We start from the raw sequence: 15,723 nt of genomic DNA, 5'->3' as shown, positions 1-15,723 counted from the left end.
ACTCTCCTTCTCATCGTTATTCGTGCGCGCTCAAGACGTCCAGCCCAGACGGCCCGGCAAATCCGCTTCCCACAACCGGTCAGCCAATCGGGCGGCCGCAGCTTCCGGCGTGTCCCAAGCGATCATCTGCGCGTTCACCGCCCTTGCTTCCGGTACCCACGTTTTGGCGACAATCGTCGGCGAGCCCTTCAGACCGATTTTGGCCCGTTCCAAATCGGGAAAATCCGCCGTCGTCCAGACAACAGGCTTATAGCGGGCGGCGCGAATCATTCCCGGCATTGAAGCTCTGCGCACCTTGTTCAGCTCTTTGAGCGCCGTTATCAGAACCGGCATGCTTGTCTCCACGACCTCCACGCCGTCCTCCAGCAGCCGGTGGACGGTCACTTTTCGCCGCTGCTCATTTACCTGCACCACTTTGTTCACATAAGTCAGCTGCTCCAAATCAAGCCTGCAGGCGACCCCCGGTCCGACTTGGCCGGTATCTCCGTCGAGCGTCTGCTTTCCGCAAAAAACGATGTCCGCCTTGCCCCAGGTTTGTTCGATTTTGCGGATCGCCGCCGCGACCACATAAGACGTAGCCAGCGTGTCCGCCCCGGCAAAGCCGCGGTCTGTAACCAAAACCGCTTCATCCGCGCCGAGCGAGATGCATTCCTTTAGTCCCTTTTCCGCCGGAGGCGGCCCCATCGTAATGACCGTTACTTTGGCGCCATGCTGATCTTTGATGCGCAGCGCCTCTTCCAAACCGTGCATGTCATAAAAATTGACAATACTCGGGACCCCTTGGCGGATCAATGTGTTATTTTTGGGATCAATCCGGATTTCCCGGCTGTCGGGCACCTGCTTGATACACACAACAATATGCAGCATCCTGCATCCTCCTGTTCTGTAACGAAGCTTTTCCACGCAGTCGCAGTCGCAATCGCTCCATGGAGTCTGGCGGGCAAAGTTACTTTTGCGCATACCGGGGTGAATCATGACTGCATATATGCCGCCCATGCTGCACTACAACCTGTCATTTCGCATATGTACCTTCTACTGAGTTCACCGGACAGACTCCAAGATGCATTTGTGAAATTTGTCACTTATACGATTGAGTGATATCGCTTACACATATACATGACGATAATCCTATTCCTCATCAATATATGCAAGCTTACTTCAGTGATGACACACGTTTTTCCGGTCTGGGAGTCTGGCGGGCGGAGATGCTTTTGTGCTCATGACTGCATGCTGCCGCTTACGCTGCATCATGTATACCTTCAACGCGGTTCATCGGACAGACTCCTGGCCGGAAAACCTGCGAAAGTACAGGCTTTTTCGATGAAAACGGTTCGTTTTTGGAAAAGCCTGCAATTGTGCAGGAATTATCCGCCATGAAGGGGTTGAGCCCTGCGATTTAGCGAAAAGCCTGCAGATTTGCAGGCTTTTCCCGTAGCAAGCGTACTGGGGGGGAAAAAAGATGTACTTTTGCAGGCTTTTTGAGGACTGCCCTGATCTGGAAAAACAAATTTGCTTGTCTTGGAGTCTGGCGGGTCTACTCAGTTCATCGGACAGACTCCTAAGTCGCGGCATCCCCGTAAGAAGACGCCATCCCCGATTTCCTTCTGACCAAAACGGAAAAATCCTGCCCGAAAACAAAAAATTCCCGGCCGGGCAATTGGAGGCGGTTAAGCCTGCCAATGCGGCAGCCGGGCATCTTCAACGCGGGGAGTTCAATCCTCGTTTTCCTCCGTATCGTACGTGCAAATGAAGCGCTCCACACCAGGATACTTTTCGCCAAGGCTGGCAATTACGAATCCAATGCTTCTGTAAAATTCAACCGCCTCTTCGTCCGTTTCGGCAATGATTCGGTCCGGTTTCATAAGCTCAATCACTTCAAGAATTTGTCCGCGTCCGAAGCCCGCTCCTCTGCTGTCCGGTTTAACGGCAAGGTGGACGATCGTCAGCTCGTTGTCCTCGCTCATGCGGAAGCCGATCAGCCCCACCAAATACCCCTCCGACTCGTATCCGTACAGTTGCAGCTCCGCATCGGTTTTGTAAGACTCTATCGCTTGTTCCAACGCATCCGGGTCCGGAAACGTGCTGTAGCCGAGGAGCTCCTGAATTTCGCTATCTTGCAATCTTGATTTGATATTTATCAGCATTTGTTATTTCTCCTTTTAGACGTAATCCAGCACCTGCCGGATGTCGGTAATTTCCGCCGCCGGCCGCACTCCTTTGTCTGCCATTTGCCGACGGTCGGTCTTGTACCCGATAAACGGAACGTTCGCATCCATGGCGGCTTTGGCGTCAATCCATGAGTCGCCGACCGCTATCCATTCATCCGCCGACAGCTGCGGAAATTGCCGCATGGCATAAATAAAACCCGAAGGCGACGGCTTCATGGCCTTCATCTGTTCCCGGCCGACAATGAGGTCGAACAAATGGGCAATGCCGGTAGTTTCCAGCGCTTTGACCGCAGCCGCCAAGGAGTTGTTCGTGACGATCGTCATGACGTACCCGCCATGCAACGCTAGCAGCAGCTCGGCGGCCCCCGCTTCAAGCCCGGCGCCCTCCATTCCGGCCGTTTCATGACGTGAGGCAATCCGCATCACTTCCTCGTACATGCCGTCCGTCATGCCAAGCTCTCCGGCCTGCTCGATGATCGTCGATGAAGTGTGCCGCTCGACGGGAAAGTCCGCAGGAAGCACGTTCCGGCTCGTCAAATAGCCGGCAATTTCCCGCTTCATCGCAGCAAAGTCAATGCTGGACTTGAGCAGGGTGTTGTCCATATCGAAAATGATCCCTTTGCATGCGCCCTTGATCTTCATCGCTCTCCTCCATAATCTCCGCTGAACAGGCATCTCAACCGTCTCACACCGGGTGAGACCGGTGCCAGTCCAGCACCTGCTGCGCGGTCGTCATGTCGGTTATCAAGGTGTCGATCCAGCGGCCCCGCAGCGCTGCCGCGATCGCCTGGACTTTCTCCGCGCCGTGCGCCACGGCGATGATGTTCGGGATGCCCCGCAGCAGCGCGGCGCTCAATCCGATCATGCGCGATTCGCCCGGATAGGCGATCGCCTCCCCGCGCTCGTTAATAAAAGAAGTGCATATATTGGCGACCGCCCCCAGAGCGCGGACTTCCTCCAGTTCTTTGCGCTCCATATGCCCCGATTGAACGATCGTCGCTTGTGCGGTTGCCTGCCCGATGCCGACAAACGCTCTGTCCGCCCGGGCGGCAAGCTCCAGCACCTGCGAAATCCCGCTCTCGCCAAGCAGCACGTCGCGCGCCTGGCCGGACGCAACGATTGCGGGCGCGTTGAGCTGCCAGTAGCGAGATTTCAGCTTTTCGCCCAAAGTTCTCGCATTGGAATTCGCATGCCAGTCTGCGCCCGCGGCTCCCCATCCGCCGATGATCGGCACGAACTGCAGGTGCTTTTGCGTCGAGTAATGCATTTCAGCGGCAACAGCGGCTATGGTTTTGCCTGCCATCACGCCTACGACGTCCCCGTCCTTCAGCCCGTTTTCCAGCAGCACTGCGCCGGATCTGGCCAATTGAAGCTCCAATAACTGCCGGTCCGCGCCCGGAACGTGAACGACAAGCGCATCGTGGATGCCGAAAGCTTCGATCAGTTCTTTTTCAACTTGCTGTTCTTCGGAAAAAGGGTTTTTAATCGTAATCTGTACGATTCCTTCCGCCTTCGCAGCGCTCAACATCCGGCTGATCTGCGGCCGGGAAATGCCCAGTCTTTCCGCTATGTCCTGCTGATTCAGACCGTCTATGTAATACAAGGTGCTGACTTTGACCCAAAGCCGCATTTTTTCGTCCGCCATGTCCGAACCGTTCCTTCCGATTGTGGCAATTTAGGGTATACGCCCATGCTATCACATTGCTGGTTCCGTTTTCTATCCTGAACAAATGTTCATCGTTGAATTAATGTTCAGTCCGTTTTATACTCAACACAAATCCACCCCAACCAATAGAAAGGATGAATCAAAATGGCGATTACAAGCAATATCGCGGCACCCGGCAAATTCGGGGAATACGGCGGCAAATACGTTCCGGAAACTTTGATGCATGCGCTGACCGAGCTGGAGCAGGCTTTCAACCGTTACGCGGAGCAGCCGGATTTTGTGCAGGAAATGCAGCATTTGCTGCACGATTACTCGGGCAGGCCTACGCCTCTTTATGAGGCTGAGCGCCTTGGCAAGCAGCTTGGAGGTGCGCGCATTTTCCTGAAAAGGGAGGATCTCAATCACACCGGAGCCCACAAAATCAACAACACGATCGGTCAGGGGCTGCTCGCCAAAAAAATGGGCAAGAAAAAAATCGTCGCGGAAACAGGTGCCGGCCAGCATGGCGTCGCTACCGCCACCGTCTGCGCGCTGCTCGGCCTCGAATGCAAAATTTTCATGGGGGAAGAGGACATCAAGCGGCAAAAGCTGAACGTGCACCGCATGCGAATGCTGGGCGCCGAAGTTGTGCCCGTCACATCCGGCTCCCGCACTTTGAAGGATGCAGGCAATGAGACGATGCGTTACTGGGTCGCTAATGTGGAGGACACGTTCATGCTTTTCGGCACTGCGGCGGGACCGCATCCGTATCCGCTGATGGTGCGGGAATTTCAAAAAATCATCGGGGAAGAAACGAAATCGCAAATTGCCGCAAAAGCGGGCCGGCTCCCGGACACCGTCATCGCCTGCGTCGGCGGCGGCAGCAATGCGATCGGCATGTTCCACCCTTTTCGCAATGATGCGGGCGTCGCGCTTGTCGGTGTGGAAGCCGGCGGCCTTGGCCTCGAAACGGAGGCGCATGCCGCGACTTTATCCAAAGGAACCCCCGGCGTGTTCCAGGGGTCTTACAGCTACGTGCTCCAGGACCGCCACGGTCAGGTAAAAGAGGCGCATTCGATCAGCGCCGGGCTGGATTACCCGGGAGTAGGGCCCGAGCATGCTTTTTTGAAGGAAAGCGGCCGGGTGCAGTACTGCTCCATTACGGATCAGGAGGCTTTGGAGGCTCTGTTGCTGTTGTGCCGCACCGAGGGCATTATTCCCGCCCTGGAGAGCGCGCACGCCGTGGCGCAAGCGGTGAAATTGGCGCCCGGGCTGCCCCGGGACCATATCATGGTCGTCTGCTTGTCCGGCCGAGGCGATAAAGACGTGGAAACGATAGCTGAGTACCAAGGAGGACACCCGGAATGAATCCCATTGATTTGACTTTTGCCCGGCTGCGCCAGGAACGGCGCACCGCTTTTATTCCATTCGTCACGGTCGGCGATCCGAGTCTGGACGCAACGGTCGACATTTTGCTGGCGCTGCAGGATGGCGGAGCCAGTATGATCGAGCTCGGCATCCCGTACTCCGATCCGTTGGCCGACGGCCCGGTCATTCAGCGCTCTTCGCAGAGGGCACTCGCAGGCAACGTGACGCTGGCCGACGCTGCGGCTTGTGCTGCATTGGCCAAGGAACGGGGGCTGACCGTTCCGCTTTTGCTGTTTACCTACTATAACCCGGTTCTGCAAACGGGTTTGGACGCCGCATTTGGAATGATGCGCGACCACGGGATCAGCGGGATCATCATACCCGATCTCCCTTTTGAAGAAAGCGGCCAAGCGCAGGCGGTGTCGGAATCATACGGCATTCATCTCATTCCTTTGGCGGCGCTGACCTCCAAAGAACGAGTGCAGCAAATCGCCGAGCGTGCAAAAGGTTTCATATACTGCGTCTCATCCATCGGCGTCACCGGAATGCGTTCCGAGCTGCACGCCGAGCTGGAGTCGTTCGTGCAGCTCGTCAAGCAGACCGGCGGCTTGCCCGCCGCCGTCGGGTTCGGCATTTCCCGCCCCGAGCAGTATGAAGCCGTCTCCCGTTATGCGGACGGCGTCATTGTCGGCAGCGCCATCGTCGACGCGATTGAGCGGCAGGGCGATGCATGGCTGCACCCGGCCAGCCGCAAGGAGGCCCTCGCCAACGTCAAAGATTTCGTGCTGCGGTTAACCGGCGCAGCCAAATAAGCGCAAAGAAAGGGGGCATAGTCCCCCTTCCTTGCGCTTAGCCTATTCTGCCCCCTGCGGACGAGCTGCCACTGGGGGATTTTGCTTGCTCCGCGACTCCTGCTAACGCGCCAAAGAAACCGTCGCAAACCCTTCAGCGGCACAAATTGCTTTGTCCGCTATCGCTTATTTGCAGGAACCCCTCGTCCTTTTGCAAAATCGCCGGTCCAGACAAGCCAGCTTTGCCCCCTTAATCCACCATTATTTGGATGCGAAAAGGAAGCCAGTGGAATGCACGGGTAGAGCCACTCGCGAAACGGCTTGGCAGCCGATAAACCTGCGAAAGTCGGGGCTCAGCCGCTCTTCCCCAACCCCCTTCGCTCCTGCATGGGATGCGGAACTCAAGTGGGAAGGGGGATACGGCGGCGTGGCAGAGGAAAAACATGCGTAAGCAGGGCACAGCCGCTCTTCCCCACCCCCCCTTCGCTCCTGCATGGGTTGCGGAACTCAAGTGGGAAGGGGATACGGCAGCGTGGCACAGAAAAAGCCTGCAAAAGTGCAGGCTTTTTCTTTGAAAATGGCTCATTTGGGCGAAAAGCCTGCGATTGTGCAGGAATTTTCGATGAAAATGCATCTGAACCCATGTTCGCGGCGAAAAGCCTGTACAATTGCAGGAATTTGTCGTGGCCGGCGCATCCATTGAGCAAAAACTGCACTTTTGCAGGTTTTCATCACGTAACCGACAGATTGTGCGAACGGCTCTGGCGTGCGGGGGCTCTAGACAGCCTGACTTTTGCAGCCCTTCTCCGCGCTGCCAAGCAGATTGTGCGACTAGCTCTGGCGTGTGGGGCTCTGGGCGGCCTGACTTCTGCAGCCCACCTCCACCCAACCAGGCAGAATGTGCGAGCGGCTCTGGCGTGTGGGGGCTCTGGACAGCCTGACTTCTGCAGCCCATCTCCACCCAACCACGCGGATGTGCCGCTTCCCGGTATGCGGGTTTCAACAGTCTGGGAGTCTGTCCGCCGGACTTCTAGGTCCCGCAGTTTTAGGCGTATGGCCAGAGAGCAAGCATCTGGCGACTGAGGGTCTCCAAGGCCGGATGGAGCGATGCGGTCATTTCCCGCTCGCCGGGGATGCGCGCAGGCCGCCGTACAGCGAGGCAGCGCACGCGTCGGAAAAGCCGCGGAATCAGCCGCCGCTTTCGACCTCCGTCGTCCGCATGGCGAAAGGAATTGCCAGCGAGACGACGATGGCTATAAAGCCGAAAAGGAACATCCCGTGGATGCCGCTGTAAAATCCCGCCGCTTTGGCAAGAATCGCGCCCATGATCGTAACGCTGACCGCCGTCCCGATATTTCGCGCAAAAAGCTGCAAAGAGGTGGAAATCCCTTTCTCATGCGCGGCGACCAACTGCTGGGAGCCGATCGTCGATACCGTGAATAACATGCCGTACCCCGCGCCAAGCAAGGTCATCGCTGCAAATACATAGTAGAAAGAAGTTCCTTCTTTCATCAAAAACAGCATCGCTCCCGTTGCCACGAGCAGCAAATTGCCGATGACAAGCAGCCGTTTGTAACCGAAGCGCAGCACCCATTTTCCAGCGGGCACGGCCATGACCATCCATCCGATCGAAGTGCCCAGCAGCGCGATTCCGCTGACGAACAGCGAATAGCCTTCCCTCTGCAAAAACAGCGGAATGTAGCTGGAAGTTCCGAACAACGCCGCGCAGGAAATAAACGAACTGACGATCATAACCGCCACGGGACGGTTGCGAAACAAGTGAAGCGGGACGATCGGAGATTGTTGCCTTTTCTCATATGTATAAAAAACAGCCATGACAATGAGCCCCGTGATGCCGTACACAATGGCAAAATGCTGAACGGCGGTAGTGAGCAGCAGCAGACTGATGCCGGCCGCAAACAGAACCGCTCCGGCGTAGTCAACCGGCGAACGTTTGGCCTGGTACACTTCCTTGTAGGGCAGCAGAGTGAGCAGAGCGACGATACAAATAGGAACATTGATGTAAAATATCCAGCGCCAGCTCATATAGGTAACGAAAAAAGTGCCCAATAACGGCGCAAGCACGGCCGACAATCCCCACATCCCGGTAAACAGCGCCTGAACTTTGCCGCGCTGCTCAACCGTGTACAAATCCCCGGCGATAATCATGGGGAACGGCGTCATAATGCCGGCGCCAACGCCCTGGATCGCCCGAAACAGCACAAGCTGCAGCATCGACTGCGAGAAACCGCATAATACCGAGCCCGCCAAAAAGATGACGATCCCTACGGCTAAAATCTTTTTACGCCCGAACAAATCCGACAAACGGCCTGCGACAGGGGCCAGCACCGTGGAAAAAATCATATAGGAAGTAAACGCCCATGCAAACCATTCATCCCCGCCTATTTCTTTGACGATAATCGGCATCGTCGTATTGGCAATGGTCGTATCCATCGAAGATACGAGCATAGCAAGCACGATGCTTACCATAACCATAACCCGGTTTTTCATTGGGTGCAGCCTCCGGCATGTTTAAATTTGTAAAAATAACTACAAAAGATGGACATTCACCCATAATAACATAATCAATATACTGTAACTAGTTATAAAATTTTTCTTTACAAACGGCGCGTGGATAGATAAAATAAATCCAATGCGATTAGTGGGATATCGAATGGGGACATGATAACATGACTATAGGCATCTTACTGATGGGATTATTGGTTGGTTTTTTGGTTGGTTTGACCGGCGTCGGAGGAGCTTCGCTGCTTACCCCGATTTTGATCATGTTCAACGTCAATCCTGCCATTGCGGTAGGGACGGACCTGCTTTATAATTCCATCACCAAGCTTTTCGGAACGATCCAGCACTGGCGGCAGAAAACGATCGATTTTCGGCTCGTCAAATATTTGGCTTACGGCAGCATTCCCGGCGTCATTGTGGCAGTAGCGTCTTTGCACGTATTTCAGTCTTACTACCACAATCAGGAAGTCATCATCAAGCACGCGCTTGGATATGTACTTATTCTCGTTGCTGTAGCTACGCTGTTCAAAGTATTTTTCGGCCATAAAATCAAAGAAAACCGCTGGCAGCTAAAGCCGCTGGAAGAAAAACGCGGACTGACCATCACCCTTGGAGCCGTGTTCGGGTTCATCGTCGGGCTGACTTCGATTGGCTCCGGCTCGCTTTATGCTATTGCAATGCTGTATTTTTTCCGTATGAACACTTCCCTTCTGGTCGGCACGGACATCGCGCACGCGTTTTTTTTGGCGACGACTGCCGGTCTGCTTCACGCCAGCATGGGCAACGTCAATTACTTGCTTGTGTTTAATCTGCTCGCCGGTTCGATTCCGGGAGTTATTGTCGGCAGCATGCTTTCCGCCAAAGCGCCGACGACCGCGCTTCGCACAATTATCGCCAGTCTCGTGCTGATCAGCGGATTGAAGCTGATTTAATCCGTTCGGAGGTTCTTATAAACATGAAAAACGACAAGCCCCTTTTAACAAAATCGGCTTGTCGTTTTTTTAGCTGTACGATGTCCGCTGTCCGTTTTAGACATGAATCGCAAATAAGCAGACTTTTTCACCTGTACCTGCATAGGGGATCACGGCTTCAAAATGCAACCCCAGCTTTTCCAATAGTTTGGCCGACGCATGATTATCTTCGGACGTAATTGCCACAATGCGGTTTAGGCCTAATTCGTTTTGTGCATAACCCATTACTGCGGAAGCAGCCTCAAAGGCATATCCATTCCCCCAGAACCTGGGAAGAAACGCAAATCCAATGTCCGTGTCTTCCATAAAATCCCTTTTCGCCAATCCGCAGATGCCGATCGGGATGCCTCCATTCTTCAGCTCCGTCAAATAAAATCCGAAGCCCAGACGGGCATACATGTCCAGAGCCGCTCTTAAAATATAATCCCGCGCGTCATCGATAGTTTTCACGCCTCTATCGCCTATGTTCCGGATCCAGGAAGGATCGTTCACAAGCTCAAAAATAAAAGCAGCATCTTCAATGGTTTGATGACGAAGAATCAGCCGCTCTGTTTCCAACACTTTCATGACAGATGCCTCCACTCTGATAATCCGGCCGATCGCTTTAACAAAGCCGGAAGTTTTTTAGCGCGGCGGCGCGGCGGTCAGTTCATTTCCGGTCGGCGATCAGCGCCATTTCTTTTGAAAACCACAAACGGTACGTAAGCATGCTCAGCAAAATGCTTGTAATGGCCGCGGATGCGCTGAATGCGAGCATGATCAAAATTTGATAGCGCACCGCTTCTACAGGGTTCGCGCCGGCGACGATCATACCGGTCATCATGCCCGGCAGCTGCACGAGGCCGATCGTTTTCATACCGTCAATCGTAGGTATCATGCTCGATTTGACAGCCCGGCGCAGCGATCTTTGAATCGCTTGCCTGACCGTCGCGCCGAGCGCCAGCAGCGCCTCGATTTCGCCCCGCGACGAATCCACTTCCCGCTTCAAATGATTCAGGAACAGCCCGCATACGACCATCGCATTGCCGACCGTCATACCGCTGATCGGGATGATGTATTGGGATGTCGGTTGAATAATATGCAGTCCCAGCATGAGCGCCATAGTCAACGTCTCCGTCGCGACGATGGCGATAGCGATCCGCAGGCGGACGCCCTTCAGCCCTTTGCCGCGGGTGCCAGCGTTATGCGATGCGATGGCAATCATGACGGCAATGATCAGCAGGTTCAGCAGGATGTTGTTCGATTGGAAAACGAAGTGCAGCACGTATCCGATAAAAAGCAGCTGCAGAGCGCCGCGAATCGCGCCCCAGGCGATGTCTTTTTCCAGGCCGAGCTTTTGCCATCTGGATAGCGCGATTGTAATGGCTACAAAAGTGAGCGTAAAGCCTAAAGCTATTGTGGACATGGCTCGTCCCCCCTCCGGGCAGCCGGATCGGCGCTTGCAACGCCGTCATCCGGGAGAATGTCCGCAATTGTGCCGTCGGCCAGGAGCCAGGAACGGTTGCTTATGCTTCGCGCCTGTTCCTCGTCGTGCGTGACCCAGGCGAAAGCCGCCCCCTCCTGCTCGTTCCATTGGAGCAGCATGGCTTCTACGGCATGCTTGCTCTGCGCGTCCAGCGCCGAAGTCGCTTCATCGAGCAGCAGGAAGTCGGGGCGCAGCAGCAAAGAGCGAATGAGCTGCAGCCGCTGCTTTTGCCCGCCGGACAAATCGGCCGCATGGGCCGTCCAGTCCAGCTCCGCGAGTCCGGCCTGTTCCATCAATCGCCGGGCAAGCTTCCGGTCGAATTCGCGCTGATGCAGCCTGCTGACGACGGCCAAATTGTCTTCGACCGTAGCCGGCAGCATAACAGGCATTTGCGGAACGTAGCAAACTTTTTTGCGCCAGTCGTTCGGGCTCCATCTGTCCGCCGGCTGGCCGTGCAAAACAAGCGTGCCGCCGTCCGCCGGCTCCAATCTTGCCAGCACGCGAAGCAAGGTGCTTTTGCCTTGCCCCGAAGGGCCCTGTATCGCAATGCGGTCGCCGCGCTCAATGACGGACGAAATGGAAGCAAAAAGCGGAGTCGTCCCTCCGCTCGGATGATTTTTTTGCAGTCGGTCGATAACAAAAATCGGTTGCAGGTGATTGTCCTCCGCTTACTGAGATAAATGGAATAATATTTAAACTATATCATAGCATGCACGCATCATGCAGCAAAAGAACGTCAGCACCGATGAAGATCGTCCAAAAATGAGCGGCCGCGGTTTAGCGATAGCGTTTCATACGTCGATAGTCAGCACCGATGAAAAAAAGAGATAGCCCGGCTGCCTACATTTCTGGGTAACCGGACGTTACGAGCAAAAAAACGGAGTCGGCCAGACGGCTAGGGTCGCGGCACCATAGAGAGCGCGACCTTCCTCGCCGGACGCGTGATTGCACGCATCTCCCAGCGCGCGGTGCTGCGCCGCATGACGGCGGTCGATCGACCACGCCTTTTCATTCTCCGCGGTGCCGAGGAGCTTGTCGCGTTAATCGTATTACCGCTCACGGCGATAGTTTTCATTCTCTGAGGTGCCTCGGAGCACGACAAAGGGGGCTAATGTGCAGAAAAACTTGCAAAAATCAGGGGGCACAACCGCTCTTCCCCAACCCACGGCTCTCCTGTACGGGTTGCAGCGTTGAAGTGGTAGGGACAAGGGGCTTGGCAGGGGAAAACCTGCGAAAGTGCAGGCTTTTTTCATGAAAGCACCTCATTTTGGTGAAAAGCCTGCGATTGTGCAGGAATTTTCGATGAAAATGCATCTGAGCCCCTGTTCGCGGCGAAAAGCCTGTACATTTGCAGGAATTTGTCATGGACAGCGTATCACCGCGCAAAAAACTGCACTTTTGCAGGCTTTTCTCCGCATGGCCAAGCTGTAGCCGCCTCTAACCTACGAGATCCGGGCTTCGCAGGTTTTCTTTGCGCAACCAGGCAGAAAACCTGCGAAAGTGCAGGCTTTTTTCATGAAAGTACCTCATTATGGCGAAAAGCCTGCGATTGTGCAGGAATTTTCGATGAAAATGCATCTGAGCCCCCGTTCGCGGCGAAAAGCCTGCACATTTGCAGGAATTTGTCGTGGACAGCGTATCACCGCGCAAAAAACTGCACTTTTGTAGGCTTTTCTCCGCATGGTCAAGCTGTAGCCGCCTCTAGCCTACGAGATCCGGGCTTCGCAGGTTTTCTTCGCGCAACCAGGCAAATTGCGCGACCGGCTCAGCCGTGCGGGTTTCTGGGCAAGGTTTGCGCCCTCCCAAAGCCGTTCAAGAACGGCTGCACCGTTTTAAGGGAGCCTCTCTCTCCCAGGGCCCCTATATCAAGCAAAAAAACCATGATTCGGCGGTTGGAACCGGCCGATTCATGGCTTTTTCATATTCAATTCGCCGCCGCTTCAGCCTGCTTGATCGCAGCAGCGTCCGTCGGAAGCGTCGTTCCCTGCTTGACTGCCTGGATGCGCTCCAGCACGATCACGGCTTGCGCCCGCGTCGTCGCGGCATCAGGAGCGAGGTCCCCGTTGTCAAGCCCTTGCAGAATGCCCGTTTGCACGGCCTTGAGCATCGCTTCTTTGCTCTGCAGGCCCGTGTTCGGCTTTTGCCATTCCGCTACGATGGCACGGTCGGCAAGCGTTGCGATTTCCCGGCGGGTAATCGGCTGGTCCCAGCCGGCTTGCAAATCGCCGCCCTGGAGCAGGCCGGATTTTTGCGCCGCATCGACATAAGGCTGATACCAGGCCGAACCTGCGGCGGCGTTCGCCGCCGTCACTTGCAGCGCCCCCGCCTCAAGCTTGAGAAACTCCGCTCTCGTGACGGTGCGGTCAGGCCCGAAGCTGCCGTCGGCGTAACCGTCGACGTAGCCTTTTGCGGCCGCGGCCAAAATTTCTTTTTCCGCCCAATGGCCGGCGATATCGTTAAATGTTGCGGACGTCAGGCCTGTAACGACATTCGGCGCGCTGCGATTCGTCCGCGTGCCGTCGCCCAACTGACCGGAATAATTGCCGCCCCAGGTCCAGACGGACCCGTCTTTCAGCAGCGCCGCGCTGTGGCCGCCGCCGCCCGCAATCGCGGAAGCTGCGGCAATTCCTTTGGCCTGCACGGGTTCGCTGCGGTTGCTTGTCGTGCCGTCGCCCAGCTGGCCGAAGCTGTTTTGGCCCCAGGACCAGACGCTGCCGTCCTGGTTGATCGCCAGGCTGTGGTACGCGCCGGCCGCAATGGCTATCGCATGGTTCAGCTTCGCAACCTGAACCGGCTTATTTTGATTGGTCGAACCGCCGTCGCCCAATTGGCCGAAAGCATCGTAGCCCCATGCCCATACGGTGCCGTCGTTTTTCAGCGCGAGCGCGTGGTTTTTGCCTACCGCTATCGCGACGACGCCGGTGACGCCGGTAATTTGCACCGGCTGCTGCTTGCCGACGAACGTTCCGTCACCCAGTTGACCGTTCGTGTTGTCTCCCCAGCTCCAAATCGTACCGCTGTTTTGGAGCGCCAGGTTGAAGTTCGCGCCCGCGGCGATGGCAACGATATCGGTCAGCGAAGAGACTGCGGCCGGCGCGGCGGACGCATCATGCCCAAGCTGGCCGTACGTATTGTCGCCGAAGCTCCATACCGTCCCGTTGCCGAGCAGAGCAATGGAGTGATTGCTTCCCGCCGCCGCCGCAACGACCCCGCTCAGGGAGCTAACCTGCGCCGGCGCGTTCCGGTTCGCCGTTGTCCCGTCGCCCAACTGGCCGAAATAATTTTGCCCCCAGCTCCACAGCGTCCCGTCCGCCTTCACCGCCAGCGTGTGGGAATTGCCGGCCGAGACGGAAACGGCATCCTGCAGCGCGATATGCTGCGCGGATTGCGACGAATCGTTCGTCCCGCTGCCCAACTGGCCGTACGTATTTGTACCCCAGCCGTACAGGCTGTTGTTTTGTATCGCGAACGTATCGCTGTCGCCGGCGGCCAGCAGAGACGACCGCGGCTTATGAATGAGCACCGGGCCTTCTCCGGGCTTGGCGATGACCGGGTTTAACGCTTCGGCCAAGTTCGTAGCGATCGGAGATGGCTGATTATTGTTCGTTCCGTCGCCCAGTTGGCCGTAGCTGTTGTTCCCCCAAGCCGTCACTTTGTTGTCTTTGCTTATGGCAAAAGTGAAATTCGGCCCTACGCCGATCCGCGCGATATCGGAAATCCCGTTCACGGGATTAGGCAAAGTGCGGTCCCAGGTCTTTCCGTCGGCGTCGGTTCCCGTGCCAAGCTGGCCGGCGCTGTTGTCTCCCCAAGTATACATGGTCCCGTCTTTGGTCAGCGCCGCGGCAAAAGAAGTGCCTGCCAAAATTTGCGTGACATCCTGGATGCCGTTGACCAGCACCGGAATTTTGTGCTCGTCATAATTGATGGAGTTGCCGTGGGAATACACGACCGCATTCGTTTTTTTGCTCATCAGCCCCCAGGTCAGCAGCGTCCCGTCGTCCTTAACCGCCAGGGAAAAATCGAGACCTGCGGCGATTTGCGTAATTTTCCAGGATTGGCTTGTCGCCATGATCGGGGTGCTGAGGTGGTTCTGGTCGTAACCGTAACCGAGTTCCCCGAAATAATTGTCTCCCCAACCCCACACGACGCCGTCGCCGTCGATAGCCAGGTTGTGATAGGCTCCGCTCGCGATCGACTTGATACCCGTCATATTGCCTTGAATGTGTACGGGCTTATTTTTGGAATCGGTCGTCGAATCGCCCAACTGGCCGTACGTATTGTCGCCCCACGTCCACACCGTGCCATCGTCCTGCAGCGCGACGGAATGAAAGTTGCCCGCCGAAATCGCGGTAATATGCTGTAGTCCGGCAATTTGCACCGGCGTGTTCTGGTCTACATTCGTGCCGTTGCCGAGCTGGCCGTACGTATTTTGACCCCACGCCCACACCGTGCCGTCTTTTTTCAACGCCAACGTATGCGACTGTCCGGCTGCGATCGCCGTGACGTCCGTCAAGCCGTTCACGGGAGCCGGATTTTTACGGCCTTCCAGACCGCCGCCAAGCTTCCCGCGCAAGTTGTCACCTAATGTCCACACGGTCCCGTCCTGCTTTAACAGAACCGTAAACCCTTTACCGCCGGCAATCTGCGTGACAACCGCCGGCGTACTGTCGGTTCCGCCTGCAGCGGCGGCGGCTTCGTCCGCCGAAACTTTCAGGGGAAAGCCGCCGGCCGCACTGACCAAAAGCATCAGGCACAGCCACAATGAAATGCTACGTTTTCCTGTTTTCATGGT

General features: G+C 56.0%; 14 protein-coding genes. 5 read left to right on the top strand and 9 right to left on the bottom strand.

All coding sequences use genetic code 11. The annotated features are described in order from the left end of the window. Positions 1–30 precede the first annotated feature (30 nt). The 4 genes from AC3G2T_RS19575 to AC3G2T_RS19560 all read right to left on the bottom strand — a co-directional run bounded on the left by AC3G2T_RS19575 (position 31) and on the right by AC3G2T_RS19560 (position 3,813). Positions 31–867, bottom strand: a complete 837-nt coding sequence (locus tag AC3G2T_RS19575) for an electron transfer flavoprotein subunit beta/FixA family protein (RefSeq protein WP_474681634.1) — start codon at positions 865–867, stop codon at positions 31–33. Between the two features lie 845 nt (positions 868–1,712). Further along, on the bottom strand, positions 1,713–2,144 hold the full coding sequence (locus AC3G2T_RS19570; RefSeq protein WP_474681635.1) for a GNAT family N-acetyltransferase: 432 nt from the start codon (positions 2,142–2,144) through the stop codon (positions 1,713–1,715). Between the two features lie 15 nt (positions 2,145–2,159). Beyond that, complete coding sequence (locus AC3G2T_RS19565; RefSeq protein WP_474681636.1) at positions 2,160–2,810, bottom strand: HAD family hydrolase; 651 nt, start codon at positions 2,808–2,810, stop codon at positions 2,160–2,162. Positions 2,811–2,853: 43 nt separating this feature from the next. Next, positions 2,854–3,813, bottom strand: a complete 960-nt coding sequence (locus tag AC3G2T_RS19560; RefSeq protein WP_474681637.1) for a sugar-binding transcriptional regulator — start codon at positions 3,811–3,813, stop codon at positions 2,854–2,856. Positions 3,814–3,978: 165 nt separating this feature from the next. Here AC3G2T_RS19560 and trpB point away from each other — a divergent pair, with 165 nt between their 5' ends. The 3 genes from trpB (at position 3,979) to AC3G2T_RS19545 (ending at position 6,675) form a co-directional block, all read left to right on the top strand. Further along, the gene (trpB, locus tag AC3G2T_RS19555; RefSeq protein WP_488436604.1) at positions 3,979–5,181 is read left to right on the top strand and encodes a tryptophan synthase subunit beta; all 1,203 of its coding nucleotides are present in this window, start codon (positions 3,979–3,981) and stop codon (positions 5,179–5,181) included. Further along, positions 5,178–5,993, top strand: a complete 816-nt coding sequence (trpA, locus tag AC3G2T_RS19550) for a tryptophan synthase subunit alpha (protein WP_488436603.1) — start codon at positions 5,178–5,180, stop codon at positions 5,991–5,993. Before trpB ends, trpA begins: the two co-directional genes overlap by 4 nt. A 511-nt stretch (positions 5,994–6,504) precedes the next feature. Then, positions 6,505–6,675: a hypothetical protein gene (locus tag AC3G2T_RS19545; RefSeq protein ID WP_474681640.1), complete on the top strand. Its 171-nt coding sequence runs from the start codon at positions 6,505–6,507 to the stop codon at positions 6,673–6,675. Between the two features lie 485 nt (positions 6,676–7,160). On the opposite strand, the gene AC3G2T_RS19540 is transcribed toward AC3G2T_RS19545, so the two are convergent. Next, positions 7,161–8,483 carry an MFS transporter gene (locus AC3G2T_RS19540; protein WP_474681641.1) on the bottom strand — a complete coding sequence of 441 codons (1,323 nt, stop codon included), beginning with the start codon at positions 8,481–8,483 and terminating at the stop codon, positions 7,161–7,163. Positions 8,484–8,662: 179 nt separating this feature from the next. Here AC3G2T_RS19540 and AC3G2T_RS19535 point away from each other — a divergent pair, with 179 nt between their 5' ends. Next, a complete protein-coding gene (locus AC3G2T_RS19535; protein WP_474681642.1) occupies positions 8,663–9,427 on the top strand; it encodes a sulfite exporter TauE/SafE family protein in 765 nt (254 codons plus the stop codon). Positions 9,428–9,523: 96 nt separating this feature from the next. On the opposite strand, the gene AC3G2T_RS19530 is transcribed toward AC3G2T_RS19535, so the two are convergent. The 3 genes from AC3G2T_RS19530 to AC3G2T_RS19520 form a co-directional block, all read right to left on the bottom strand. Next, positions 9,524–10,033, bottom strand: coding sequence for a GNAT family N-acetyltransferase (locus tag AC3G2T_RS19530; RefSeq protein ID WP_474681643.1), 510 nt, complete (start codon positions 10,031–10,033; stop codon positions 9,524–9,526). 82 nt (positions 10,034–10,115) lie between these two features. Further along, a complete protein-coding gene (locus tag AC3G2T_RS19525; protein ID WP_474681644.1) occupies positions 10,116–10,871 on the bottom strand; it encodes an ABC transporter permease in 756 nt (251 codons plus the stop codon). Next, on the bottom strand, positions 10,859–11,497 hold the full coding sequence (locus tag AC3G2T_RS19520) for an ABC transporter ATP-binding protein (RefSeq protein ID WP_488436673.1): 639 nt from the start codon (positions 11,495–11,497) through the stop codon (positions 10,859–10,861). The genes AC3G2T_RS19525 and AC3G2T_RS19520 overlap by 13 nt, the downstream gene beginning before the upstream one ends. Before the next feature lie 685 nt (positions 11,498–12,182). Between AC3G2T_RS19520 and AC3G2T_RS19515 the strand changes: the two genes are divergently transcribed. Continuing rightward, a complete protein-coding gene (locus AC3G2T_RS19515; protein ID WP_488436602.1) occupies positions 12,183–12,362 on the top strand; it encodes a hypothetical protein in 180 nt (59 codons plus the stop codon). A 493-nt stretch (positions 12,363–12,855) separates the two neighbouring features. Here AC3G2T_RS19515 and AC3G2T_RS19510 read toward each other — a convergent pair whose 3' ends face one another. After that, the gene (locus tag AC3G2T_RS19510; RefSeq protein ID WP_488436601.1) at positions 12,856–15,720 is read right to left on the bottom strand and encodes an RCC1 domain-containing protein; all 2,865 of its coding nucleotides are present in this window, start codon (positions 15,718–15,720) and stop codon (positions 12,856–12,858) included. Positions 15,721–15,723: the final 3 nt, after the last annotated feature.

It is taken from the genome of Paenibacillus sp. sgz302191 (assembly GCF_057749925.1).
This window is presented reverse-complemented; position numbering and strand designations above follow the sequence as displayed.

Excerpts from the sequence above, each read along its gene's own strand:
- AC3G2T_RS19575 (WP_474681634.1), bottom strand. The coding sequence starts at position 867 with ATGCTGCATATTGTTGTGTGTATCAAGCAGGTGCCCGACAGCCGGGAA.
- AC3G2T_RS19570 (WP_474681635.1), bottom strand. The coding sequence starts at position 2,144 with ATGCTGATAAATATCAAATCAAGATTGCAAGATAGCGAAATTCAGGAG.
- AC3G2T_RS19565 (WP_474681636.1), bottom strand. The coding sequence starts at position 2,810 with ATGAAGATCAAGGGCGCATGCAAAGGGATCATTTTCGATATGGACAAC.
- AC3G2T_RS19560 (WP_474681637.1), bottom strand. The coding sequence starts at position 3,813 with ATGGCGGACGAAAAAATGCGGCTTTGGGTCAAAGTCAGCACCTTGTAT.
- trpB (WP_488436604.1), top strand. The coding sequence starts at position 3,979 with ATGGCGATTACAAGCAATATCGCGGCACCCGGCAAATTCGGGGAATAC.
- trpA (WP_488436603.1), top strand. The coding sequence starts at position 5,178 with ATGAATCCCATTGATTTGACTTTTGCCCGGCTGCGCCAGGAACGGCGC.
- AC3G2T_RS19540 (WP_474681641.1), bottom strand. The coding sequence starts at position 8,483 with ATGAAAAACCGGGTTATGGTTATGGTAAGCATCGTGCTTGCTATGCTC.
- AC3G2T_RS19535 (WP_474681642.1), top strand. The coding sequence starts at position 8,663 with ATGACTATAGGCATCTTACTGATGGGATTATTGGTTGGTTTTTTGGTT.
- AC3G2T_RS19530 (WP_474681643.1), bottom strand. The coding sequence starts at position 10,033 with ATGAAAGTGTTGGAAACAGAGCGGCTGATTCTTCGTCATCAAACCATT.
- AC3G2T_RS19525 (WP_474681644.1), bottom strand. The coding sequence starts at position 10,871 with ATGTCCACAATAGCTTTAGGCTTTACGCTCACTTTTGTAGCCATTACA.
- AC3G2T_RS19515 (WP_488436602.1), top strand. The coding sequence starts at position 12,183 with ATGAAAGCACCTCATTTTGGTGAAAAGCCTGCGATTGTGCAGGAATTT.
- AC3G2T_RS19510 (WP_488436601.1), bottom strand. The coding sequence starts at position 15,720 with ATGAAAACAGGAAAACGTAGCATTTCATTGTGGCTGTGCCTGATGCTT.